The sequence below is a fragment of the Streptomyces sp. NPDC007164 genome, assembly GCF_040634135.1.
Taxonomy (GTDB): Bacteria; Actinomycetota; Actinomycetes; order Streptomycetales; family Streptomycetaceae; genus Streptomyces; species Streptomyces sanglieri.
Window position 1 is genome coordinate 164102 of the sequence record NZ_JBEYFB010000011.1, and the last position, 24180, is coordinate 188281.

Sequence of the window (24180 nt, forward strand, 5' to 3'; positions counted from 1 at the left end):
CCGACATGTGACGTGGTACCGATGTGGGGTCCCACATGTGACGTGGTACTGAATCGGGGCCCGCCGTGTGACGTGTCACCGGATACGGACCGGTGCTCGGACTCGGGTCTGACATGTGACGTGGCACTGCCCCGGGGTCTGACGCGTGACATGGCACCGTCCCTGGGTCAGACATGTGACGTGGCACCGCCTCGCCATCTGACATGTGACGTGGCACCATCCCAGGGCCTGACGCGTGACATGGCACCGCCTCCGGCGTCGCCTGGGGCTGATTGCGGGGTGCGCAGAGTGGGTCGCCGTGGCAGAGGCCGAGCGGGGCGGGGGCGCCGCGGGGTGCGGTGTCGTGCGGGAGGCCGGTGAACCGGGGGTCGGTGAGGGCCGTGGCCACGTCCGCGTACCGGCTGACCAGCCAGGCGCCCAGAGGTGCGTCGTAGCTGAGCGGGTATTCCTCGCGCAGGACCCGGTAGAGCCGGTAGGGGTCGTGCGCCGCGCCGGGTTCGAGCAGGCTGGGGCCGGTGCTCGGGCGGGGGCCGCGCACCGGCCGGTGCGCTCGGCGGCCGAGGTCCGGTGCGGATATGCCTTCCGGCGCGTCGGCCTGCATCCGTACCCCCGGGGCGTCAGGGCGCCGGTGTGCGGCGCGGTTCCCCACCAGGGGATCACCGGCGCGGGCGTCGCGCAGTCGGCGTGCGGCCGTACGGGTGAATGCGGTGCGACCCGCCTGGCGGTGAGCCCGGTCCGGGCGGTCTCAGTCGGTCGGTGTGCGGGAGCCGGGCGGCCGGGCGCCCGCGAGCAGTTCCGTGAACGCGGCGGCGGCCCCCGTGAGTTGCACGCGGGAGAAGACCGCCAGTCGGCGCCGCCACGGTGGGTCGACGGCGAGGACCGCGCAGTCCTCGCCGACCGCTCCCCGGACGACGTGCGCCGGAGCCGTGGCGACTCCGACCCCGGACGCCGCCATCCGTACCGCTGTCGACGTGTGTTCGGTGCGCACCGCCGTACGGGGTGTGAAGCCGGCTTCCCCGCAGGCCAGGTCCAGGAACGGCCGGCCCTGGACCACGGGTTCCATCGCGCAGCGCACCCAGGGACGGTCGGCCGGCTCCTGCAGGCGGACACGTACTCGTCCCCGCAGACCGCCGCGGTGGGCCTGACCGAGTCACAGGCCCGTGACGCCGGGCACGATGTCACGGTGGGCAGCATGCCACTGACCGCCGTGGCCAAGGGGATGGTGCACGGGCGGGGCGGGATGGTGAAGGTGGTCGCCGAACGGGACGGGCGGGTCCTCGGGGTGCATCTGGTCGGGCCGCAGGTCTCCGAGATGATCGCCGGGAGCCAGCTGATCGTGGGGTGGGACGCCGAACCGGCCGATGGGGCCCGTCACGTACACGCCCATCCGACGCTCTCCGAGGCGGTCGGCGAGGTCTTCCTCACTCTCGGAGGACGCGGCCTGCACCAGCGGATCTGAGCCGGGCCGCCCGTCGCCGGGCCTCGACGGGGCCCGGCCCGGTCGTTCGAGCGGCTCCGGCCGGGCCCTCAGCGGGGCCCGGCCGGCTGTCAGGCAGGGGGTCCGAGGACGGGCGCGGAGAGCCGGAAGCTCATCCGGCCGAAGCTCACCTGGTCCCCGTCGCGTACCGGGACCGTGCCGGTGACCCGCTGGCCGTTGACACAGGTGCCGTTGGTCGAGCCGAGGTCGCGCAGCAGCCAGTGGCCGCCCTGGGCGGTGAGCTCCGCGTGCTGCCGGGAGACGGTCTCGTGGTTGAGCCGCAGCCCGTTCACCGGATCGCGGCCGATCCGCAGCGGGTGCGGGCTCGGCGCCGGGAGCAGGAGCTTGGGGAGCCGTTCGGTCTGCCAGACGCGGCGCACCCGGCCGGGGAATCCGGACACCCCGCTCACCACCCGGAGTACCCGCCGGGACCAGCGGCCCTCGCTCTCCAGGTCGGCGGTGAGCGCCTCCAGTTCCTCGGGGCGGCGGGCGGTGAGGACCAGTTCCATGCGCCGCATGAAGGTGTCGTGGGAGAGCTTGCCCTGTGCCGCGCCGTCTCTGAGTACGCCGAGCACACGGTCGCGCTGGGCGTCGGACAGCCGCACGGGATACGTGTGGGACTCGAAGGAGGACGTCACGCGGCCAATTGTCGGTCCGACCGCCCCGGAGTGTCCAGAACATGCCCGCGCTCCGCCCCTCGGCCCGCACGGCGCCGTCGCGGATATCCCCGCGCATGGCGGCGACGACGCTGCTACCGTCTCCCGCCGCGGCCCGCCCGGCATTCGCCGGTGGGCCTTTGTGCGCACTTCAAGGAGCTTGTGTGACCCGTGCACCACTGGAATTGACCATCCGTCCGCTCGCCGGCCCCGAGGAGCTCGCGCTCTTCCTCCGGCTGTCGTACACCCTCGATCACGAACTCGCCGAGGACCTGGAGAGCGGGCGCCGCCGGCCCGGGTGGATGTGGGTGGCGATGCGCGGCGGGCAGGTGGTGGCGCGGCTCGCGTGGTGGAGCCAGAACGGGGAAACGCCGCTGTTCCTCGACTTCTTCGACCTGGACGACACCGAGCCCGAGCCCGAACGCGGCGAGGCGGGCCTGAAGCTGCTGGAGGCGGCGACGGCCGCGGTCGTGCCGGCCGGCGCCCCTCGGCCCGAGTACGGGCGCTTCGTACCGGCCGACTGGCGCGAGGATCCGGCCGTCCGTGAGGGCGTCGAGGCCCGGATCCGGGTCATGGAGCGTTCCGGTGCGCGGATGCTGGTCGAGCGGCTCCGTCTGGAGTGGCGCGCCGGCACTCCGGTCCCCGCCGACAGCGGCCGGCTCCGGTTCCGCCCGGTGGAGGGTCGCGAGGACCTTCTCGCGCTGATGACACCGGTGATGGAGGGCACTCTCGACGCCCACGGGCAGGCCGACCTGGCGTCCGGGCTCGGCACCCGTGCGGCCGCCGAGAAGCACTACGACGAGGAGCTGGCGACGTACCGGACACCGCGCGAGTGGTGGCGGATCGCCGAGCTGCCGGACGGCGATCCGGTCGGCTTCGTGATCCCGGCCCGCAACGACTACAACCCGATCGTCGCGTACCTCGGTGTGCTGCCCGCCCACCGCGGCCACGGCTACATCGACGACATCCTCGCCGAGGGCACCCGGGTGCTGGCCGCGCAGGACGGTGTGGAACGCATCCGGGCCGCCACCGACCTCGGCAACGTCCCGATGGCCAAGGCCTTCGCCCGTCTCGGGTACGTGAACTTCGAGCGGTCCTTCGACATGGTGTGGGACTGAATCCGGTGGACGGTTCGCCGGCCCCCAGGTTACGGTGACGGCTCCGCCCGAGAACCGAGGAAGGAGGCGAGAACAGTGCGTACACCCACCATTTCGTTCCCGCGCTCCCGTCCCGTTCGCCGGGCGGTTTCGGTCTGACCGGGAGCGCATCGCTTTCTTCCGGAGGACTGTTCCATGACCGATCTGGTCATCCGCGCGCTCACCGAGAGCGACGCACACCTTTTCCACACCATGCGGGGCCGTGATCTCGTCGGCCGCGCCGCGTTCGGGCACCGGTACGCCACCGCGGACAACGGCGGCGACTACCGCCCCGAGTGGACCTGGATCGCCCTGCGCGACGAGGTCGTGGTGGCCCGTGCCGCCTGGTGGGCCGGGCCCCACGACACCGAGCCGGTGCTGCTCAACTGGTTCGACTTCGCCGATGGCGAGGAAGCGGCGGGCGCCGAACTGCTGCGCCGCGCCCCGCTGCACGCCGAGTACGAACTGATCCTGCCCGCCGACTGGCGGGAGCGGCCCGACGTCCGGGCCGCCGCGGAGGGCCGGATCTCCGCCGCCCGCGCGGCCGGGATGAAGCCGCTGGTCGAGCGGTACAGCTACCGGTGGACACCGGAGTCCGGCCTGCCCGAGCAGCCGGGGCGGCTGGAGTTCCGGCCGGAGCCGGACGACGAGGTGATCCTCGATGTGCTGCGCCGGGTCCACTCCGTCACGCTGGACGCCCATGCCCGGAAAGCCATCGAGGGCCCTGGCGGTGTGGAGCAGGCGGCGCGGGAGGAGCTCGAATTCTTCCACTGGTGCCCCTCGCCGCGCTCCTGGTGGCAGTTGGCGTACACCGCCGGCGGTGAACTGGCCGGCATCCAGGTGCCCGCCCACAACCCGTCCGGCCCGTGCGTCGGCTTCATCGGTGTCGTGCCCGAGCAGCGGGGGCACGGCTACGGGTACGACCTGCTCGCGGAGTGCACCCGGTTCCTGGCGGCCGAGGGTGCCGAGTTCATCTCGGGCGCCACCGACCGGGGCAATGTGCCGATGGCGGCCGCGTTCACGAAGGCCGGTCATCGCGTCGTCCAGGAACGCGTCCATCTCGTGTGAGTTCGGGGGCTGTTTCCGCCAGCCATTGCAGGCGGAGACGCTGCGCGGCGGGGATCTTCGCGTCCTCGCCGCGTGGCCCCACGTTGAGCAGCAGATTGCCGCCCCGGGCCGCCGTCTCCCGTACCAGCGATTCCAGCGCCTGCCGGCCGAGGTGCGCCTCGGGCGGGGAGTTGCGGTTGTAGCCGAAGCCGTGGTCGATGGAGCGGGTGATCTCGTACGGGTCCGGACCGGCGCAGCGGGCGGACTGCGGGGTGCGGAAGTCGTAGTACGGGGGCCGGCGCGGTGCGAAGCCCTCGCTCGGGGCGGTGGTGCGGCGTTCCCAGTTGTTGTACAGGGCCCTGGCTCCGGGGAGGGACAGTGTGCGCCGGAGCGGTGTGCGGGGCAGCAGCCGGTCGTTGACGACGCCGTGCGGGACGGTGAAGCGGTAGTACTCGACGATCTTCTGGACGTCCGTGCGTGGTCCGGGCCAGCCGATGTCGTTCCAGAGTATGTCGGGGTGGTGACAGCGGATCAGTTCGCACAACTGGGCGCCGGCGTAGGCGGGGTAGCATCCGCGCGGGACGGCCGAGACGATGTCCGCGCCGGTTCCTATCGGGCGGTCGTCGAAGGTCCGGTCGAGTCCGCCGGAGTAGTGGATGCCGAACCGCAGTCCCTCGGCCCGTACGGCTTCGGCGAATTCGCCGACGACGTCGCGTGGGGTGTGCCAGCCGGCCCGGTGCGGGTTGGCGGCCTCGGAGGGCCAGAGGCAGAAGCCGTCGTGGTGCTTGGTGACGAGGACGGCGTAACGGGCTCCCGCTGCACGGAAGTCACGGGCCCATGCGGTGGGATCCCACTGGTCCAGGGCGTCGTTGAAGTCGCCCGCGAAGGCGGTGTACGGGCGGCTGCCGTAGGTCGCGCGGTGGTGGGCCGAGACGGGGCTGCCGGGGTACCGGAGCGCGTTCTCGTACCACTCGGCGTACGGTGTCCAGCCGAGCGGCGACCGGCGCCCGGCCAGGGGGAGTTCGGCCGCGGGGACGTACGGCGGGGCCCAGCCCGGTACGGAGGCGGGCGTCCAGTGCACGAGTATCCCGAGGCCGGCCCGGGGCCACCATGAAGCAACCATGCGGCGAAGTATGGATCACTCCGGGGCCGTTCGTGAGGTCAGCGTGCCGGGCTGCCCGTCTTCTGCGTACGGATCAGGTCGCGGTACCAGGCGTAGGAGTCCTTGGGGGTCCGGCGCAGCGTCTCGTAGTCGATGTGGACGAGGCCGAAGCGCTTGCTGGCTCCCTCGGTCCATTCGACGTTGTCGGTGAGCGACCAGGTGAAGTAGCCGCGCACGTCGACCCCGGCGTCGATGGCGGTGCGCAGGGCCCGCAGGTGTCCTTCGAGGTAGGCGATCCGGCGGGTGTCCTCGGCGGGCTCGTCGACGGCGCAGCCGTTCTCGGTGATGTAGAGCGGCGGGAGGCGGTCGCCGTAGCGGCTGTGGAGCTGGACGAGGGTTTCGCGCAGGCCGTCGGGGACGACGGGCCAGCCGAAGTCGGTCTTCTCGTAGCCCTCTATCTCGCGGATGCCGAAGGGGAGTTCGGGGGGCATCCGGTAGCCGGAGAAGGTCTCCGGGGTGCTGGTGTCGGGGGCGCCGACGAGGGTGGGGTTGTAGTAGTTGATCCCGTACCAGTCGAGCGGGGTGGAGATGGTCGCCAGGTCGTCCTGGACCGGGCCGGGCATCAGTGCGGCGATGTTCTCGTCGGGGTAGCGGCCGGTGAGGACCGGGTCGGCGAACATCCAGTTGGTGATGGTGTCGTACAGTTCCGCGCCCAGGCGGTCCTCGTCGCGGTCGCCGGCGGTCCAGACGGGGGTGTGCGAGACGGCGATGCCGATGTTGTCGGCGCCCGCGCCGCGCAGCGCGCGGACGGCGAGGCCATGGGCGAGGAGCTGGTGGTGGGCGGCGGGCAGGGCGTCGAAGAGAAGGGTGCGGCCCGGTGCGTGCTCGCCGAGGGCGTAGCCGAGCAGTGTCACTTCGGCCGGTTCGTTGATGGTGATCCACATCGGTACGCGGTCGGCGAGGCGCTCGGCGACGATGCCCGCGTACTCGGCGAAGCGGTAGGCGGTGTCGCGGTTGAGCCAGCCGCCCTCCTCGTCGAGCGGCAGCGGGGTGTCCCAGTGGTAGAGGGTGGGGGCCGGGGTGATGCCGTGGGCGCACAGTTCGTCGACGAGGCGGTCGTAGAAGTCGAGCCCCTGCGGGTTGACCGGTCCGCTGCCGCCGGGCACGACGCGCGGCCAGCTGACGGAGAACCGGAAGGCGTCGGCGCCGAGGCCGGCCAGCAGGGCGACGTCCTCGCGGTAGTGCTGGTGGAAGCCGGTGCCGCGGGTGGTGTCGGTGCCGTCCTTGATCCGTCCGGGCTGTGCGGCGAAGGCGTCCCAGCCGGAGGGGCCCTTGCCGTCGGTGTCGGACGCCCCCTCGGTCTGGAAGGCGGATGCTGAGGCTCCCCAGAGGAAGCCGGGCGGGAACGACGGCACAGTCATCTCGGTCTCCACAGCCGTACGAGGGAGTGCGTATTGAGCGGAACCTGACGGGGCAATGATCAGAACCAGACCTTAATCGCCAGTAACGGGCTCGATCCAGTGTTGTGGGCCGGTGATCGTGGCCGCTGCCCACGATGGGGCGCGGGGCGATGAGACGAGGAGCGTTGCATGCTGTTCGAGGTATGGGCACCGGATGCGGACGAGGTGGGGCTGCGGCTGGCGGGCGAGCCGCGGGCGATGGAGCGTGATCCGGCCCGCTCCGGCTGGTGGAAGGCCGAGGCACCGGCTTCGGACGGGGACCGCTACGGCTTCGTCCCGGACGGGGGCGGGAGCGGAAGCGGGGGCGGGAGCGACGGGAGGGTGCTTCCCGATCCCCGTTCGCGGCGCCAGCCGGACGGGCCGGACGGCGAGAGCGCCGTCGTCGACCACTCGTTGTTCGAATGGCGCAGCGACTGGTCCGGCCGCGGGCTGCCGGGCGCCGTGCTGTACGAGCTGCACATCGGTACGTACACCGAGGAGGGCACCTTCGACGCCGCGGCCGCCAGGCTGGGGCATCTGGCCGAGCTCGGTGTCACCCATGTGTCGCTGATGCCGGTCTGCCCGTTCCCCGGTACCCACGGGTGGGGGTACGAGGGGGTGTCGCTGTGGGCCGTGCACGAGCCGTACGGAGGACCGGACGGGCTGAAGCGCTTTGTCGACACGGCGCACGGTCTGGGGCTCGCGGTCCTGCTGGACGTGGTCCACAACCATCTCGGCCCGTCCGGCAATCACCTCCCGGCCTTCGGCCCGTACTTCACCGAGACCCATCACACGCCGTGGGGGGCGGCGGTCAATCTGGACGCCCCCGGTTCGGACGAGGTGCGGGCCTTCCTGCTGGGCAGCGCGCTCGGCTGGCTGCGGGACTACCGGCTGGACGGGCTGCGGCTGGACGCGGTCCACGCCCTGGCCGACGGCCGGGCGCTGACCTTCCTGGAGGAACTGTCGACGGCGGCCGACGCGCTCGCGGCGGAACTGGGCCGTCCGCTGCCGCTGATCGCCGAGTCCGACCTCTGTGACCCGAGGACCACGACTCCGCGCGAATCGGGTGGCATCGGGCTGCACGCCCAGTGGAACGACGACTTCCACCACGCCCTGCACACCGCGCTGACCGGTGAGTCCCAGGGCTATTACGCGGACTTCGCCCAGGCTCCGCTGGCTGCCGTCGCCAAGACCGTGACCAGTGCGTTCTTCCACAACGGGACGTACTCCAGCTTCCGGGGCCGGACCCACGGCCGCCCCGTCGACATCGCCCGCACGCCCGCCCACCGCTTCGTCGGCTACGCGCAGACCCACGACCAGATCGGCAACCGGGCCCTGGGCGACCGGCTCTCCGCGACGCTCTCCCCCGGCCGGCTGGCCTGCGCCGCGGCCCTCGTGCTGACCGGGCCCTTCACTCCGATGCTGTTCATGGGCGAGGAGTGGGGCGCCCGCACTCCCTGGCAGTTCTTCACCGACCACACCGATCCGGAGCTCGCCGAGGCGGTCCGCAACGGCCGGCGGCGGGAGTTCGCGGCGCACGGCTGGGCGGCGGACGACATTCCGGACCCGCAGGACCCGGCCACCCGCGACCGCTCCTGTCTGGACTGGACCGAACCGTCGCGGGAGCCGCACGCCCGCCTGCACGCCTGGTACCGGGAGCTGATCGCGCTGCGCCGCGCGCTGCCCGACCTCAGCGATCCGGATCTGGCGTCGGTGCGCACCGCCCACGACGAACGGGCGCGCTGGCTGGCGTACCGCAGGGGCGATCTGCGGATCGCGGTCAACCTGGGCGAGAAGCCGGCCGTGATCCCGCTGGGCGGCGGTCGGCACCGGGGCGGCGGGGACCGGGTGGTGGCGGCGTGGGAGCCGGTGGCGGCCCCGGGCGCCGACGGGCTGCTGCGTCTGCCGCCGGAGTCGTGCGTGGTGCTGGCCGACGGCTGAGGGGGCTCGGGCGCGGCGGGCGGGGCCCCCGCGTCCGGCTACTCGACGATCGCGAGCTCGCGTGCCGTGCTGTTGAGGCGCCGGCCGCCGTCCTCGGTCACGGTCACGATGTCCTCGATCCGTACCCCGAACCGGCCCGGCAGATAGATGCCAGGCTCCACCGAGAAGCACATCCCGGGCACCAGCGGCTGCTCCTCGCCCTCGATCATGTACGGCGGTTCATGGGTGGTGACGCCGATGCCGTGGCCGGTGCGGTGGATGAAGCGTTCGCCGTAGCCGAACTCGGTGATGACGGCGCGGGCCGCCCGGTCGATCTCCTGGCAGGCGACGCCCGGCCGGACCGCCTTGCAGCCCGCCTCCTGCGCCTCCCGCACGATGTCGTGGACCCGCTGCTCCTCGGCGGTGGGTTCGCCGACGTGGACCGTGCGGGAGGTGTCCGAGCCGTAGCCGTGCTTGAGGCCGCCGAAGTCGAGTACGACCATGTCGCCCCGCTCGATGGTGCGCTCCCCGGCCTCGTGGTGCGGATTGGCGCCGTTGGGGCCGGAGCCGACGACCGTGAAGTCGACCTGGGAGTGCCCGAACCGCTTGAGCAGTGCGGCCAGTTCGGCGGCGATGTCGGTCTCCTTGCGGCCGGAGAAGCGCACCTTGAGGATCTCGCCGTACGTGGCGTCGGCGGCGGCTCCGGCGGCGGCGATCCGCTCCAGCTCGTGGGCGTCCTTCACCGCGCGCAGCATCGGCAGGGCCTCGGTGAGCGAGACGTACGAGGTGTCCGGCAGCGTCCGCTGAAGCCCGAGCAGATGCATCGCCCAGGCGTTGTCGCTGATCCCGAACCGGCCGCGGCCGTCGAGCAGCGGGGCGGTGACGGCGTAGGGGTCCGTGCCGTCGGTCCAGTCCCGCAGGGTGAGCGCCGGGGCGCCGACGGCCTCCTCGGCGTCCGGGGCCTCCAGCGTCGGGACGACGAGGACCGGGTCCTGCCCCGGTGTGAGGACGAGGACGGTGAGGCGTTCGGTGTTCACGGGCCGATAGCCGGTGAGGTAGACGAGATCGGGGCCGGGAGCGACCAGTACGCCCGCGAGCCCGGCCTCGGCGGCGGTGTCGGCCGCGCGCGTCATGCGGGCCCGGTAGTCGTCGGCGGTGAACGGCACGGGCTGGCTCTGGCTGGACATGCGGGACCTCCTGGCGACGCGACACGGCACACAGCATCCTGCCCGTCCGGGCTGCCCGACGCGAGTGGGACTCGGGCGTGCCGTGGCTACGGGTACGGCCCGTCGCGGTGGCACCGGCTGTTGTGGATCTCGCAGAAGTCTTGGGAGAAGGCCGCCGATCGAATGCACGGCCCGCAGCCCGGGACGACCGGCCGGTTCGACGGCCGCCGGCTCGGCAGCCGCTCCGCGAGCGGATCAACGGAGCCCGGAACCAACGCAGTGGCGGGCCGGACGAGTGCGGCTGAGACGCACCGTCACCCCGTTGTGCGAAGTGGTATTTCGTGCCCTCTTCCACAGGCCCATACGGTCGGATTCATGGAGTGGAAATTTTCTACGGCCGGACAACTCGCGGCTGCCCTGCGTGCCGGTGAAGTGACCTCGGCGGAACTGACCGACGAGACGATCGCCCGTATCGAACGGGACGACGATGCGATCAACGCGATCTGTGTGCCGGACTTCGACCGTGCACGGGCCGCCGCGCGCGATGCCGACCGGGCGCGTGCCCGCGGTGAGGACCGGCCGCTGCTGGGCATTCCGGTGACGGTCAAGGAGTCGTACGACATTGCAGGGCTGCCCACGACCTGGGGTATGCCGTCGCACCGGGACTTCGTGCCGGCCGAGGACGCGGTGCAGGTGTCGCGGCTCAAGGCCGCGGGCGCGGTGGTGCTCGGCAAGACCAATGTGCCCGTGGGGCTGCAGGACGTGCAGACCTTCAACGAGATCTACGGCACCACCAACAACCCGTGGGACCACCGGCGTACGTCGGGCGGATCCTCCGGCGGCTCGGCGGCGGCCCTGGCGTCCGGATTCGGCGCGCTGTCCATCGGCTCCGACCTCGCCGGTTCGTTGCGCACCCCCGCGCATTTCTGCGGCATCTACGCGCACAAGCCGACACTCGGGCTGGCGGCGAGCCGCGGCATGGTCCCGCCGCCCGGTCCGGCCCTGCCGGTCGAGCATGACCTCGCCGTCGTCGGTCCGATGGCGCGCACCGCCCGCGACCTCACGCTCCTGCTCGACGTCATGGCCGGACCGGACCCCCTGACGCTCGGTTTGGCGTACCACCCGACGCTGCCGCCCGCGCGTCACGAACGGCTCCGCGACTTCCGGGTCCTGGTCCTCGACGAACATCCGCTCATACCGACCGGGTCCGCCGTGCGGGCGGGCGTGGGCCGGGTGGCCGACGCGCTTGCCGACGGCGGTGCCCGCGTAGAGCGGGACAGCCCGCTGCTGCCCGATCCGACCGAAGCCGCGGTGCTCTACACGAAGTTCCTGTTCTCGGGCTCCGTTGCACGTTTTCCCGTCGAAGCGTACGAGCAGCTGCAGGCCCGCGCCGCCGGACTGGGCGCAGACGACGAGAGTCTCGATGCGGCACGGCTGCGTGGCATGGTGTTCAGCCACCGCGACTGGATCGAGGCGAACGGCCTTCGCGAGTTCCACCGCCATGGCTGGCGCCGGTTCTTCGCCGAGTTCGACGCCGTGGTGTGTCCCATCACGCCCACGCCCGCGTTCCCGCACGACCACGACCCCGACCTGATGAAACGTCGGATCGACATCGACGGCGTCGGGTATCCGTACTTCGACCAGCTCGTCTGGGCCGGTCTGGCCACCATGCCCGGTCTGCCCGCCACCGTGATACCAGCGGGCCGGTCGCCCGAGGGTCTGCCGGTGGGAGTGCAGCTCATCGGTCCGATGTTCGAGGACCGCACCCCGCTGCGGCTGGCCGAATTGCTTGAGCAGAGGATCGGCGGCTTCCAGGCACCGAAGTAGGGCGTACTGTCCGGGTGTCCGTCGAGGGCGAGGTGCGGATCACGACGAGTTCCTCCGAGTGCGCGCAGTCGCTCCCCGGAACCGGAACGCCGAGCCGGGTGCCGCCGCCTCCGGCACCCGGCTGCGGCCCAGAGGCCTTGGCCGTGCTGTTCGGGCGGTCTTCATGGCCATCGCCACGAAGCACTCGCCGCGCCGACAGCCCCGGCGGTGAGTACAACAGTCGGCCCGCACGGGAGCGTCGGTGGGACGAAGCGTCGAGATCTCGTCAGGAGGGGACCTGGTCCTTCGCCGTGAAACGCCTGGGCGAGCACCCACTGGGGCGGGTGCTCGGGGCCGGCCGGGCAGACGAAGACGTGCAGGTCCCGGTCCCGGCCGAAGCGGAGCCGAGTGGGTTGGGCAACGGACTGGCCACCCCGGATCGATGCCTTCCCCCTCAGGGTCGGGTCCCGGTCCTCCAGTGGCATCCAGCTGTGAGAGCCGGCGTCCATCTCGTAGCCCTCGGCCGTCAGCAGCAGTCGCATGGGGGTTGCGCAGGACGCGCAGTCGATGGCCATCGGGCCCGTCGACGCCCAGCTGGGACAGCCGCCGACGCGCCAGCCGGGAGGGATCGACAGGTCGTACTGGTAGCAGGGGGCATCGGGGCCGTGTTCCGATACCTGGGCGTCGTCCCACGCGTCGATGCGCGCGATCAGCGAGGCGGGCAGCGTGTCGTCCTCCGCCCAGGGATAGCTGTCCACCTCTTCCGGGTGCAGGACACACGGCTCGGGGAGCTCGTGCTCCCGTCGAGCAGGGGCATTTCGGGCGGAACAGCGAGGAAGCGTTCCGCGTCCTCGGTCTGCCCGGCCTGTCGCCACCGCAGGTGGTAGCGGCGCTCCAGGTACGGGCCGTGGGTGCGGGGGCAGCGGAAGAGCTGCACCAGGTCTGCACCGTCGGGCCCACGGTGAAGGCCTGGGATGTCACGGCGGAAGAACTGGGCCAGCCCCACGAAGGGCACCGAAAGGTCCTTCTCGGGAGTTCCCGCGCGGGGCCATGGCCGGCTCGGCGGCCGGACGCCTGCGGCCCGGGCGCTGTGGATCTCCTGCGGTGCGTACCCTCCGGTCTCGCGCCGGTGCGGCTCGTGGCAGACCGGCCATGGTTCGCCGTCCGGCCACAGCATCGGCCCGCCGACATGACTGTCATGCGTGCCGGGCCGCCCCGGTCGGGTGCAACCGGGTCGTCCGGGCCCGGTAGGGGGCCAGCTCCGGGAACACGGCCTCCACGGACACCGGTCTGGCCGGCGCGGTCCTCGTCATGCGCAGACCGTACGCGGCCGGGCGACGGCGCCACGCGAACGGACTGCCGCGATCCCGGTGCACCAGGGTCTCCAGGCCGGCCTGGCCGACGCCGAGGAGAAGCTCGGCCGGCTCGATCGGCCGGCTCGATCGGGGCCACGGGCAGCGTACGGCGGCGGACCTTGGCATCCCCACCACGCGTGATGACCGATGAACCCACGAAGGCGGGGCTGCCGCCTGGCCTCGACCAGGAATCAAACGCCCTTCAGGACACGATCAAGTGCCGCCCGGCCCGCAGGTCCCCAGTTCGGCTTGCCGCCGGGAAGGCCCCGATCTCCGTTCTGCCCCATGAGCATCAGGAAGAGGCTCTTCATGGCGGCCAGCCCGCGGGCGCGCCGGATCGCCGCCTCGTCGGCACGCGCGTACATGTCGAAGAAGCGTGAGGCCGTGCCCGCGGGCAGCAGCACCCATGCGGCGGCGAGGTCCCACGCCGGATCTCCGGCGAACAGACAACCGAAGTCGACGATGCCCGAGAGCGTTCCGTCCGAGACGACGACGTTCGCGGGATGGAGGTCTCCGTGCACCCACACCGGCGGGCCCACCCACGCGTCGGCCGCGACGGCGTCGTCCCAGACGGCCCGGACGTCGGCAGCGATGTCGACGGGGGCGACGGCCTGGAAGAAGCTCTCGAAGCCGTCCGTGCAGTTCCTGGGATGACCACCGCGCTCCGTAGTGATCGGCGCCTCGGCGGGCGCCTCCACATGGAGCGCCCGAAGAAAGCCCGCCAGCGTGTCGGCCGCGTGGGCGCCGCGGCTGATCGAGCCGTGGTCCAGCGGCACACCGGGAACCCACGTCATCACGGTCCAGTGCTTGGGGAAGCGCTCGGACGGTTCACCGAGCCGCACCGGGGTCGGCACCGGGAGCGGCAGGCGCGGGGCCAGCACGGGTAGCCACCGCCGCTCGTTGAGCTGGAGCTCCGGGGTGGGGTCCATGCGCTGCATGCGCACGGCCAACTCGTCCCCGAGGCGCCACATTTGGTTGCCCCAGCCGCCCGCCACCTCGCGGATGGCCAGCCCTGCAAGGTCCGGATGTTGCTCCTGCAACAGGTCACGGACCAGGTCTGCGGTGATCTCGGTGTCGGTGTCGATGTCGGTGTCGTTCATGCGAAGTCACCTTACTGAGGCGGCAGGCGGAGCGGCTCTCACTCTCCGTGACATCTCCCGTGATTCCTCTGCCATCACCGATTCGGTTCCGCCCCCGCCCAGCTCACCGCCCGCACCGGCGAAGCCACCGGGTGACGAGCTCGTACGGGCTGTCCCGCCATGTTCTCGTCACCAGCACAGTCGTGGGTCCTGTTCATGCTCGGGGGAGTGCGGGGACACCTCCTCCGCGTCCGGCCCGTCCGTGCGCCACAGGTATCCGGGGCGGGGGCTGTCGTCCCACCACGGTGGTGGCGGGGTATGGACCCGCTGGACGCGCGGGATCGGCACCTCGGCCAATGTCCCGTCCTGGAACATCCAGAGCCCGAAGCAATCGTCGTCCTCGTCGTGGAGCATGACCTGGACGCACTGCGGCGCCTTCCACGGCAGCGCCTCCAGGTCCGCGAGGACCCCGCGGCGCTGGCTTTCGCGGAAGAACTCGAGATACCACCCGCCGACGAACCAGTCCGGTATCCGCTCGAAACAGCCACGCCAAGTACGCGTCTCGTCGAACCGCGTCAGCGGCTCCATCACCTCGTCCTCGTACCGCGCGAGGACCAGGACCTGCGCCATTCTGCTCATGGGGGCATGTCATCCCGTAGAGCGGTCGGGTGGCAAGTTCGTTTCGGCTCGCGGCCCGCGACTCCCGCGTCCAACACGATCGCGAACCCTTACGGAGCGGGTCACAGCCGCCGCCGGCGCTTCGTGGACCAACTCTCGCCAGGGCACGCTTCGCGGAGCTGGCAGCGGTGCGGCCGGACGGCGGGCATCCGGCCGATCGGGTCCGGGATCAGCGAACCCCTCTGCCTTCCAGGTATGCCAGTACCGCCAGCACCCGTCGGTGCACCGTGCCGTCGTCGGGTTCCAGGCCGAGTTTGGCGAAGATCGAGCCGATGTGTTTGCTCACCGCCCGTTCCGTCACGACGAGTTCGGCGGCGATGGTGCCGTTCGCCTTGCCCTGCGCCATCAGTTCCAGTACCTCGCGCTCGCGCGGGGTGAGGCTCTGCAGCGGCTGGGCCGAGGACTTGCGGGTCAGCAGCTGGGTCACCACCTCGGGGTCGAGCGCGGTGCCGCCGCCCGCCACCCGTTCCAGCGCCTGGAGGAACTGGTCGACGCGGCCGATCCGGTCCTTCAGCAGGTAGCCGATGCCCTGCGCGCCCTTGGCGAGAAGTTCGGCGGCGTACGTCTCCTCCACGTACTGCGAGAGCACCAGGATCGGCAGTTCGGGCAGCTCCGCGCGGGCGGCGAGCGCGGCGCGCAGCCCCTCGTCGCGGAAGGTGGGCGGGAGCCGTACGTCGAGCACGGCGGCGTCCGGACGGTGTGCCAGCAGAGCGGGCAATACCTCGGGCCCGGTCGCCACGTCGGCCACCACCTCGTGGCCCGAGCTGGTGAGCAGCAGGATCAGGCCCTCCCGCAACAGCGCGTTGTCCTCGGCGATCACGATCCGCACGGCAGCTCCACTTCGATGTCTGTCGGCCCCCCGATGGGGCTGCTGATGCGGGTGGTGCCGTCCAGAGCGGCAATCCTCCGCCCGATGCCGACCAGACCACTGCCGGTGGAGGGGTTCCCCGAGGTGCCGTGCCGTTCGTCCGCGCCGCCGTGCCCATTGTCGCTGATGGTCACGCGCAGGGTGCCGGGGGTACGGGCGATGCGCACGGTCGCGGCCGTCGCACCGCTGTGTTTGCTGATGTTGGTGAGTGCCTCGGCGATGACGAAGTAGGCGGCGGCCTCGATCGCGGCCGGTAGCCGCCGGCCGTCCTCCACGCCGTCCAGTTCCGCCGCGACGGGCACTCCCGCGTCGGCGGCCAACGCCCTCACCGCACCGGCCAGTCCACGGTCCGTGAGCACCGGGGGGTGGATGCCACGCACGACGTGCCGGAGCTCCGCGAGGGCCGCCTCCGCACCGTCCTGCGCCTCGTCCAGACGGACGCGCGCGGCGGCCGGGTCGCTGTCGAGGAGCTGTCTGGCGAGGCCGATACGCAGGGACAGGGCGACGATCCTGGCCTGGGCGCCGTCGTGCAGATCGCGTTCGATGCGGCGCAGCTCGGCGCCGTGCGCCTCCACCGCACCGGCCCGGCTCTCGGTCAGCTGGGTGATGCGCTCGGCGAGCGCGGTGGACGGTGAGGCGGTGAGCAGGGACCTGGTCCAGCCGGCCGACAGGTCGGCGAGTACGCAGTGCCAGCGCAGCACCCAGCCGGGCCGCTCGGGCATCGGTGTGCCGTATTCGTCGGCGGCCCGCCGGTCCAGCAGGCGCACGACCGGCAGCGCGGCGCCATCCACAAGGAGGCCGACCGGCCACAACATCATCGCCAGATACCCCACGGCATTGCCCATGAGCGCCTGGAGCGGCAGCCAGAGCGCATCGCGCCACACCGTCGGATCGGTGAGTACGCGCCGCACCCGCTCGGAGAGTTCCGCGCTTTCCAGCGATGGATACGGCGTCGGTGTGAACTCGATGCCCAGCCGCTTCGCCGCCCTGCGCCGCTCGTACTCCGCGAACCGGCGCAGCACCTTGGCGGCCTCCGGCAGTGCGGGCAGCCCGATGATCACGGCGCCGAACAGCAGGACAGCCACCACCAGGAACGCGCTCACATATGCGAGCAGTGCGACCGCGATGCCGATGAACAGGTAGCGCGATGCATCCCAGGAGCGCCGGATGGCGGCTGTCAGCGGGGCGGGTGCGGTGCTCATGACGGACCACGTTACGGGGGTTGTCCGGCCGCCGGAGTGGGGCCCTCACCCGCGCCCCGGTGGAGCTGGCTGCACCCCCGTTCCGGGACCGCGCACCCTCGCCCGGCAGACCCCCGGTTCATAGCGTTTACGCAGGTCGGAACGGACCCGGCGGGCAGACGAAGGAATGGTGGAATCAACGGTGGACACGATCACGGCGGTGCGGGCGGCCGCGCTGAGTCTGGAGTCGGTGAGCCGGCGCCACGGCCGGGGCGACCGGGAGACGACCGCGCTCGACGCGGTCAGCTGCGCGGTGCCGGTGGGGAGTTTCACCGCGGTGGTGGGTCCTTCGGGCTCGGGGAAGAGTACGTTCCTCCAGTGCGCGGCGGGGCTGGACCGTCCGACGGCGGGCACGGTACGGATCGGGGGCACCGATCTCGGTGCGCTCTCCGAAGCGGCGCTGACCCGGTTGCGCCGGGACCGGATCGGCTTCGTCTTCCAGTCGCACGCCCTCAATCTGGTGCCCTCGCTGAGCATCGAGGAGAACGTCGTGCTGCCGCTGGTGCTGGCGGGCGCCGACCCGGAGGACGAGCAGGTGCTGAGCCGCGGGCGGGATCTGCTGACCCGGGTCGGCCTGGCGGGGCGCGGTATGCAGGGGCCCGCCACGCTCTCCGGCGGGCAGCAGCAACGGGTTGCGGTGGCACGGGCGTTGGTGACCGGACCCGAGGTGATCTTCGCGGACGAGCCGACGGCCTCCCTGGATCCGGAGTCGGCGGCGCTGGTGCTCGGTCTGCTGCGGGACGCGGTGCGGATCGACGGCCGTACGGTCGTCATGGTCACCCATGATCCGGTGGCGGCGAGCTGGGCGGACACCGTGCTGACGATGGACGGCGGTCGGCTGCGATGAGCAGGAACGGCGCCAGGCGCGGAGACAGGGACGGAAACGGAAACGGGAACGGGAACGGGAACGGGAACGGAAACGGAAACGGGAACGGGAACGGGAACGGGACCAGGCGCAGGAACAGGAACAGGAACAGGGACAGGAACGGTGGCGAGGGTGCCGCGCGGACGCGGGACGACGTGCGGGACGACGTGCGGGCCGGGGTCCGGCGGGCGTCGGCGTTTCTCGCCCGGCGTTCGCTGAAGGCCCATCGCCGGGCCTGGGGCGCGGTGTTCGCGGCGACCACGGCGGCGGCCGCGCTGATCGGCGCCTTCGCCGTCGTCGTCGGTTCACTGCTGCTGGCGCAGCCGCCGGTGGAGCGTTACGCCGGGGCCGACGCGGTGATTGCGGGTGACCAGCGGGTGACGTACACGGCGAAGCCGTGGGGCAGCGAGCCGCAGACCTCGACGGCGTATCTGCCGGAACGGGTGCGGCTCGACCGCTCCGTGGTGGCGAAGGCGGCGAGCGCGCGGGGCGTCGCGAAGGCCGTCGCGGACGATTCGGTTCCGGTGACGGTGACGGGCCCCGGGAGCGGTGGTGCCGGGGCGGACGCGGCCGTTGCCGTCGGCCGTTCCTGGGCCGCCGCCGCGCTCACTCCGTACCGGCTGACGGACGGGCACGCGCCCCGGACCGCCGGTGAGGTGGTGATCGACGGCGCGCTGGCAGCCGCCACCGGGAGCGGGACCGGCGCGCATGTGACATTGCAATTTGACGGGGCTCCCCGGCCGTACACCGTCAGCGGGATCGCCGGCACCGATCGCCGGGGCGGCTCCCCCGCGGTGTTCCTCACCGAACACCACCTCGCCGCCGTGGCCGGACACCCCGGCACGGTCGACGCGATCGGCGTCCTCGCCGAGGAGGGCGTCTCCACGGACGCGCTGCGGGCATCGCTGGAGGCGGCGCTGCCCGACCGGGCCCGTGGCGACCGTGAGCTCCGGGTGCTCACCGGCGCGGAGCGCGGACAGGCCGAGTATCCGGACGCGCTCGGCGCCCGCAACGAACTGCTTCCGCTGCTCGGCTCCATCACCGGAACGGTCTTCATGGTGGCGCTCCTCGTGATCGCCACCACGATCTCCCAGGCGGTCCACCAGCGCTCCGGCGAGCTGGCGCTGCTGCGAGCCGTCGGGGCGACGCCCCGGCAGCTCAGGTCGGCCGTCGGCCGCGAGGTGAGCCGGGTGGCCGGGGCCGCGGCGGTGCTCGGCGCGGTCGGGGCCGTACCGCTGGGGCTGCTGATGCGGTCGCTGCTGACGACGGACCCGCTGCCGTTGCCGGTGCCGGTGTGGCTGCTGTTCGCCGCGACGGCCGTGGCCGCGGTGCTCGTCGCGCTCGCCGCCCGTCCGGTGGCGGTCCTCGCGGCCAGGGCCGTCACCGGGCTGCGCCCCGCCGCCGCGCTGGGTGCGGCCGGCGCCCCCGAGCCGGGAGAGCCGGGGCGGGCCCGTACGGTCACCGGGGCGGTGCTGGCCCTGGCGGGGGTGAGCGCGGCCGGTGCGGCGACGGCGCAGGGCGGGCAGGCCGCCGCGGTGGCCGCGTCGGGTGCGGCGACCTCGCTGATCATCGCGGTGGCACTGCTCGGTCCGTGGATCGCCCGGGGGGCGACTCAGGTGCTGGGCACACCGTTGCGGCGGGGCGGCGGGGTCTCGGGCTTCCTCGCCGACAGGTCCGCCGCCGCGCACCATCGGCGCCTCGGTGCGGCGATCACCCCGATCGTGCTGGTGGTGGCGTTCGTCTGTGTGCAGCTGGCGGCAAGCTCGACGCTGGAGCGGGCCGCCGACCGGCAGGCCGCTGCCGCGCTCCGGGCCGACCTGGTGGTGACAGGCCCGGCCGGGCTGCCGGCCGGTGCGGCGCGGGCCGTGCGCGAGGCCCCGGGGGTTGAGGCGGCGACCGGGGTACTGCGCTCCGGCGTCGTGCTCGCCCACCGCGAGATGGGCGATCCGAAGCTGGACCGGCTCCCCGTGCTGGGTGTGACGGCGGACCAGCTGGCCGGCACGCTCGACCCGCACATCACGGCAGGCGATCCGGCGGACCTCACCGGCAGGGGCACGGTCGCGGTCGGCGAGGACCGGGCCGCCGATCTCGATGTGGGCGTCGGCGACTCGGTGGAACTCCGTCTCGGCGACGGCACCGAGGTACGGCTGCGGGTGGTCGCGCTGTACGAACGAGCCCTGGGACTGGGCGAGTTCATGCTGCCTCGCGAGGCACTGGCCGAGCACGTCGCGGTCCCGCGCGACCAGCGGATCCTGGTCCGCTCGGCAAGCGGCGGGGCGGCCCCGGCGGTACGGCGCGCCCTCGCCGCGTATCCGGGGGCCCAGGTGCGTCCCGCGACGGCCGACGACGTACGGATCGCACCGCCGTCCTCGGACCAGGACAACGCCATGGTCGTCATCGGTGTCGGGGTGATCGGCGGCTTCGCGCTGCTCGCCGTGGTCAGCACGCTGTCCCTGATCACGGTGGGCCGCCGCGCCGAGTTCCGGCTGCTGCGGACGGTCGGTGCGGGCCGCCGTCAGGTGCGGCGGATGCTGGTGCTGGAGACGGGAATGGTGGCGGTGACCGGGCTGGCGATCGGCACACTGGTCGCGGTGATCCCGCTGCTGGCGTTCTCGTTGTCGGCGACCGGTTCGATGCCGTATCTGCCACCGGCGCGGTACGGGGCGCTCGCGCTGGCCGTGACGGTGGCGGCGGGTGCGGGGGCGTTGTGGCCGGGATGGTCCGGCGGCGGCCGCTCCGTACTCGGACGCCGGAAGTGAGGACGCCCCGCCGGACCGGACCCGGGCCGCGTCCGCGCCCGCATCCGCATCCGCATCCGCGAAGTACCGTACGGCTCGCGGCGCGGTGTCACGGCGACGCGGGCAGGGGCAGCGCCCCCTCCCGCGCCGCCGCGGCGGCCAGCGCGTCGAGCACCGGGGCGATCAGCGGATGCGCCGCCGCCCCGTGCCGCACCGCGGCGAAGACCCGGCGGGTCGGCGCGCTGCCCTCCACCGGCCGCACCACCACACCGGCCAGTTCCATCCCCCGCAGCGCCGACCGCGGCACCAGCGCCACCCCGGCGCCCGCCCCGGCCAGCGAGACCACCGCGCGGAAGTCGTCCGAGGAGTGCTCCATCCTGGGCTGGAAGCCGGCGAACTCGCAGGACAGGACCACCACGTCGTGGCAGGGGTTGCCGGGGTACGGGCCGATCCACGCGTCCTTCTCCAGGTCCGCGATCGCCACCTGTGCCCGGCCGGCCAGCCGGTGCCCGACCGGCAGCACCGCGTCGAACGGCTCGGAGTACAGCGGCACCCGGGTCAGCCGCCGGTCGTCCTCGTCCGGGGCTCCCCGGTACTCGACGGCGACCGCTACATCGACCTGCCGGTCGAGCACCATCGGCACGCTGGCGTCGCCCTCGGCGTCCTGGACCCGGACCCGGATGCCGGGCGCGGTGCGCGACAGTGCAGCGATCGCGGGGGCGAGGACCAGGCCGATGCCGGTGGCGAACGCGGCGACGGTGACCGTACCCGCGTCGCCCGCGCTGTAGGCGGCGAGCTCCGCCTCGGCCCGTTCCAGCTGGGCCAGCACCGCGTTGGTGTGGGTCAGCAGGATCTCTCCGGCGGCGGTGAGCCGGGCACCGCGCGCGCCCCGTTCGACGAGCCGGTGCCCGGTCTCCTGCTCCAGCGCGGCGAGCTGCTGGGAGACGGCGGAGGGGGTGAGGTACAGCGCGGCGGCCGCGGCGGTCACCGTACGGTGGTCGGCCACCGCACGGAGGATGCGCAGCCGCCGTGAATCGATCATGTGCCCATTGTCCCAGGTCACGGCGGGAACCCTTGCCCGGCCGGGGTTCCCGGCCGGGCCCCGGGTGCTACTCCCCCAGCGCGGCCCGCGCGTCGACGAACGCGTCGACGGCGCGGTTCACGTCCGCGGTGGAGTGCGCGGCGGAGAGCTGGACGCGGATGCGGGCCGCGCCCTGCGGGACGACCGGGTAGGAGAACCCGATCACGTACACACCGCGCTCCAGGAGGAGTTCCGCCATCCGGCCTGCCTTCGCCGCGTCCCCGATCATGACGGGGGCGATGGCGTGGTCGCCGGGCAGGATGTCGAAGCCCTCCTCGGTCATCCGGGTACGGAAGAGCGCGGTGTTGGCGTTGAGCTGCTCGCGCAGGTCGCCGGCGGCCTCCAGCAGGTCGAGGACCTTGAGCGAGGCGGCCGCGATGACCGGGGCGAGGGAGTTGGAGAAGAGGTACGGGCGGGAGCGCTGGCGCAGCAGTGCGACGATCTCGGCGCGGGCCGCGACATAGCCGCCGGACGCGCCGCCGAGCGCCTTGCCGAGGGTGCCGGTGATGATGTCGACGCGGTCCATCACGTCGTGCAGCTCAGGTGTGCCGCGGCCGCCGGGGCCGACGAAGCCGACGGCGTGCGAGTCGTCGACCATGACCATGGCGTCGTAGCGCTCGGCCAGGTCGCAGATCTCGCGCAGCGGGGCGACGTACCCGTCCATGGAGAACACGCCGTCGGTGACGACGAGCCTGCGCCGGGCGCCGGACGCCTCCTTGAGCTGCTTCTCCAGGTCGTCCATGTCCCGGTTGGCGTAGCGGAACCGCTTGGCCTTGGAGAGGCGGATGCCGTCGATGATGGAGGCGTGGTTGAGGGCGTCGGAGATGACCGCGTCCTCCGGGCCGAGGACGGTCTCGAAGACGCCGCCGTTGGCGTCGAAGCAGGAGGAGTAGAGGATCGTGTCCTCCTGGCCGAGGAACGTGGAGAGCCGCTGCTCCAGTTCCTTGTGGACCTCCTGGGTGCCGCAGATGAAGCGGACCGAGGCCATGCCGTAGCCCCAGCGGTCCAGTGCCTGGTGGGCGGCGGCGATCACGTCGGGGTGGTCGGCGAGGCCCAGGTAGTTGTTGGCGCAGAAGTTGAGCACCTCACCGGGGCGGCCGCCCGCGGTGACGGCGACCGACGCGGACTGCGGGGTGCCGATCACGCGCTCGGGCTTGTGCAGTCCGGCGGCCTCGATCTCTTCGAGGGTGGTGCGCATGTCGTCGCGTACGGAGTCGAACATGAGGGGTCTCTCCCGGCTCGATAGCTGGATACGGGTGGTCAGGAGGTCCAGTCGAGGATGACCTTGCCGCCGCGGCCGCTCGCCGCGTCGTCGAAGGCCGCCTCGAAGTCGCGGTAGCCGTACCGGCCGGTGATCACGGGGGCGAGGTCGAGGCCGCCCTCCAGCAGTACGGACATGGCGTACCAGGTCTCGTACATCTCGCGGCCGTAGATGCCCTTGACGGTGATCATCGAGGTCACGATGCGCGCCCAGTCGACGGCGAACTCCTCGGACGGCAGTCCGAGCATGGCGATCCTGCCGCCGTGCGTCATGTTGGCGATCATGTCGCGCATCGCCTCGGGCCGGCCGGACATCTCCAGGCCGATGTCGAAGCCCTCGCGCAGTCCGAGCTGCTTCTGGCCGTCGGCGATGGTCTCCTCGGCGACGTTCAGGGCGAGGCTGACGCCGACCTTCCGGGCCAGTTCGAGGCGGGCCTCGCTGACGTCGGTGATGACGACGTTGCGGGCGCCCGCGTGCTTGGCGACGGCGGCGGCCATAATGCCGATCGGTCCGGCGCCGGTGATCAGTACGTCCTCGCCGACCAGCGGGAACGACAGCGCGGTGTGCACGGCGTTGCCGAACGGGTCGAAGATCGCGGCGACGTCGAGGTCGACGGGGACCCGGTGCACCCAGACGTTGGACGCGGGCAGCGCGACGTACTCGGCGAACGCCCCGTCCCGGCCGACGCCGAGCCCGAGCGTGGAGCGGCACAGGTGGCGGCGGCCGGCCAGGCAGTTGCGGCACTTGCCGCACACCAGGTGGCCCTCGCCGCTGACCAGGTCGCCGACGTTGATGTCGACGACATCGGCGCCGGTCTCCGCGACCTCGCCGACGAACTCGTGGCCGAGGACGAGCGGGGTGCGCACGGCCTGCTGGGCCCAGCCGTCGTAGTTGCGGATGTGCAGGTCGGTGCCGCAGATGCCGGTGCGGAGCACCTTGATCAGTACGTCCGAGGGGCCGATCTCCGGCTCGGGCACGTCCATCAGCCAGAGTCCCGGCTCGGCCTTCTGCTTCACGAGTGCCTTCACGGCGGTGGCTCCCTGCGCTGGTGCGGCGTTGAGTACCCCGGGCCGGGGGCTTACCTGAACGAAGCCTGCGGCCCGGGGAGGATCGAGAGGGACGGGGCGATGGCAGCGCGCGTCGACCGGCTGCCGCGCACCATCCTCTGCCGTCACGGAGAAATCTGCCGCACCCCGCGCCACAGGTCCATCGAGGTTTTCTTAAGCGCGTCCGAAGATCCGCTTCATGCCGTGCTCCGGCCTGGA

The 24180-nt window shown here is 72.4% G+C and carries 18 protein-coding genes and 3 pseudogenes; 7 read left to right on the forward strand and 14 right to left on the reverse strand.

Annotated features, from left to right (window positions below; genetic code table 11):
• Window positions 1-277: 277 nt before the first annotated feature.
• Window positions 278-601, reverse strand: a pseudogene (locus ABZ622_RS17305) (cytochrome); the annotation flags it as partial.
• 144 nt (window positions 602-745) lie between these two features.
• Window positions 746-1126 (reverse strand): annotated as a pseudogene (locus ABZ622_RS17310) (LysR family transcriptional regulator substrate-binding protein); the annotation flags it as partial.
• On the opposite strand from ABZ622_RS17310, the pseudogene ABZ622_RS17315 reads away from it, so the two are divergent.
• Window positions 1109-1459, forward strand: a pseudogene (locus ABZ622_RS17315) (dihydrolipoyl dehydrogenase); the annotation flags it as partial. The pseudogenes ABZ622_RS17310 and ABZ622_RS17315 overlap by 18 nt on opposite strands.
• 89 nt (window positions 1460-1548) lie before the next feature.
• Here the strand turns inward: ABZ622_RS17315 and ABZ622_RS17320 are convergent.
• On the reverse strand, window positions 1549-2115 hold the full coding sequence (locus ABZ622_RS17320) for a DUF1707 and FHA domain-containing protein (RefSeq protein WP_360543899.1): 567 nt from the start codon (window positions 2113-2115) through the stop codon (window positions 1549-1551).
• 182 nt (window positions 2116-2297) lie between these two features.
• Here ABZ622_RS17320 and ABZ622_RS17325 point away from each other — a divergent pair, with 182 nt between their 5' ends.
• Complete coding sequence (locus tag ABZ622_RS17325) at window positions 2298-3251, forward strand: GNAT family N-acetyltransferase (protein ID WP_360543901.1); 954 nt, start codon at window positions 2298-2300, stop codon at window positions 3249-3251.
• A 174-nt stretch (window positions 3252-3425) separates the two neighbouring features.
• Window positions 3426-4337 (forward strand): GNAT family N-acetyltransferase, encoded by a 912-nt coding sequence (locus ABZ622_RS17330; protein WP_360543903.1) that lies wholly within the window; start codon window positions 3426-3428, stop codon window positions 4335-4337.
• Here the strand turns inward: ABZ622_RS17330 and ABZ622_RS17335 are convergent.
• On the reverse strand, window positions 4288-5439 hold the full coding sequence (locus ABZ622_RS17335) for an alpha-L-fucosidase (protein WP_360543905.1): 1152 nt from the start codon (window positions 5437-5439) through the stop codon (window positions 4288-4290). The two genes, ABZ622_RS17330 and ABZ622_RS17335, sit on opposite strands and share 50 nt — an antisense overlap.
• A gap of 38 nt (window positions 5440-5477) precedes the next feature.
• Window positions 5478-6839, reverse strand: coding sequence for a GH1 family beta-glucosidase (locus ABZ622_RS17340; protein ID WP_360543907.1), 1362 nt, complete (start codon window positions 6837-6839; stop codon window positions 5478-5480).
• Window positions 6840-7007: 168 nt separating this feature from the next.
• Between ABZ622_RS17340 and treZ the strand changes: the two genes are divergently transcribed.
• Window positions 7008-8798, forward strand: coding sequence for a malto-oligosyltrehalose trehalohydrolase (gene treZ / locus ABZ622_RS17345; protein WP_360543909.1), 1791 nt, complete (start codon window positions 7008-7010; stop codon window positions 8796-8798).
• A 38-nt stretch (window positions 8799-8836) separates the two neighbouring features.
• Here treZ and ABZ622_RS17350 read toward each other — a convergent pair whose 3' ends face one another.
• Entirely contained in the window at window positions 8837-9964 is a 1128-nt protein-coding gene (locus tag ABZ622_RS17350) for a Xaa-Pro peptidase family protein (RefSeq protein WP_360543911.1), read from the reverse strand.
• A 354-nt stretch (window positions 9965-10318) separates the two neighbouring features.
• Between ABZ622_RS17350 and ABZ622_RS17355 the strand changes: the two genes are divergently transcribed.
• Window positions 10319-11770 (forward strand): amidase, encoded by a 1452-nt coding sequence (locus tag ABZ622_RS17355; protein WP_360543913.1) that lies wholly within the window; start codon window positions 10319-10321, stop codon window positions 11768-11770.
• A 161-nt stretch (window positions 11771-11931) separates the two neighbouring features.
• Here the strand turns inward: ABZ622_RS17355 and ABZ622_RS17360 are convergent, their stop codons facing one another.
• The 5 genes from ABZ622_RS17360 to ABZ622_RS17380 all read right to left on the reverse strand — a co-directional run bounded on the left by ABZ622_RS17360 (window position 11932) and on the right by ABZ622_RS17380 (window position 16931).
• Window positions 11932-12507, reverse strand: coding sequence for a hypothetical protein (locus ABZ622_RS17360; protein WP_360543915.1), 576 nt, complete (start codon window positions 12505-12507; stop codon window positions 11932-11934).
• Between the two features lie 788 nt (window positions 12508-13295).
• The gene (locus ABZ622_RS17365; RefSeq protein ID WP_360543917.1) at window positions 13296-14204 is read right to left on the reverse strand and encodes an aminoglycoside phosphotransferase family protein; all 909 of its coding nucleotides are present in this window, start codon (window positions 14202-14204) and stop codon (window positions 13296-13298) included.
• A 168-nt stretch (window positions 14205-14372) separates the two neighbouring features.
• A complete protein-coding gene (locus ABZ622_RS17370; protein WP_360543919.1) occupies window positions 14373-14822 on the reverse strand; it encodes a hypothetical protein in 450 nt (149 codons plus the stop codon).
• A gap of 208 nt (window positions 14823-15030) precedes the next feature.
• Window positions 15031-15690 (reverse strand): response regulator transcription factor, encoded by a 660-nt coding sequence (locus ABZ622_RS17375; RefSeq protein ID WP_360543921.1) that lies wholly within the window; start codon window positions 15688-15690, stop codon window positions 15031-15033.
• A complete protein-coding gene (locus ABZ622_RS17380; RefSeq protein ID WP_360543923.1) occupies window positions 15678-16931 on the reverse strand; it encodes a sensor histidine kinase in 1254 nt (417 codons plus the stop codon). The genes ABZ622_RS17375 and ABZ622_RS17380 overlap by 13 nt, the downstream gene beginning before the upstream one ends.
• 166 nt (window positions 16932-17097) lie before the next feature.
• Here ABZ622_RS17380 and ABZ622_RS17385 point away from each other — a divergent pair, with 166 nt between their 5' ends.
• Both ABZ622_RS17385 and ABZ622_RS17390 read left to right on the forward strand, forming a co-directional pair.
• Window positions 17098-17817 (forward strand): ABC transporter ATP-binding protein, encoded by a 720-nt coding sequence (locus ABZ622_RS17385; protein ID WP_360543925.1) that lies wholly within the window; start codon window positions 17098-17100, stop codon window positions 17815-17817.
• A gap of 173 nt (window positions 17818-17990) precedes the next feature.
• Entirely contained in the window at window positions 17991-20594 is a 2604-nt protein-coding gene (locus tag ABZ622_RS17390) for an FtsX-like permease family protein (RefSeq protein ID WP_360543927.1), read from the forward strand.
• Between the two features lie 88 nt (window positions 20595-20682).
• Here the strand turns inward: ABZ622_RS17390 and ABZ622_RS17395 are convergent, their stop codons facing one another.
• The 3 genes from ABZ622_RS17395 to tdh all read right to left on the reverse strand — a co-directional run bounded on the left by ABZ622_RS17395 (window position 20683) and on the right by tdh (window position 23943).
• Window positions 20683-21615 carry a LysR family transcriptional regulator gene (locus tag ABZ622_RS17395; RefSeq protein ID WP_266910824.1) on the reverse strand — a complete coding sequence of 311 codons (933 nt, stop codon included), beginning with the start codon at window positions 21613-21615 and terminating at the stop codon, window positions 20683-20685.
• Window positions 21616-21682: 67 nt separating this feature from the next.
• Entirely contained in the window at window positions 21683-22876 is a 1194-nt protein-coding gene (locus ABZ622_RS17400) for a glycine C-acetyltransferase (protein ID WP_259933951.1), read from the reverse strand.
• Between the two features lie 38 nt (window positions 22877-22914).
• Entirely contained in the window at window positions 22915-23943 is a 1029-nt protein-coding gene (gene tdh / locus ABZ622_RS17405) for an L-threonine 3-dehydrogenase (RefSeq protein WP_124721196.1), read from the reverse strand.
• Window positions 23944-24180 lie beyond the last annotated feature (237 nt).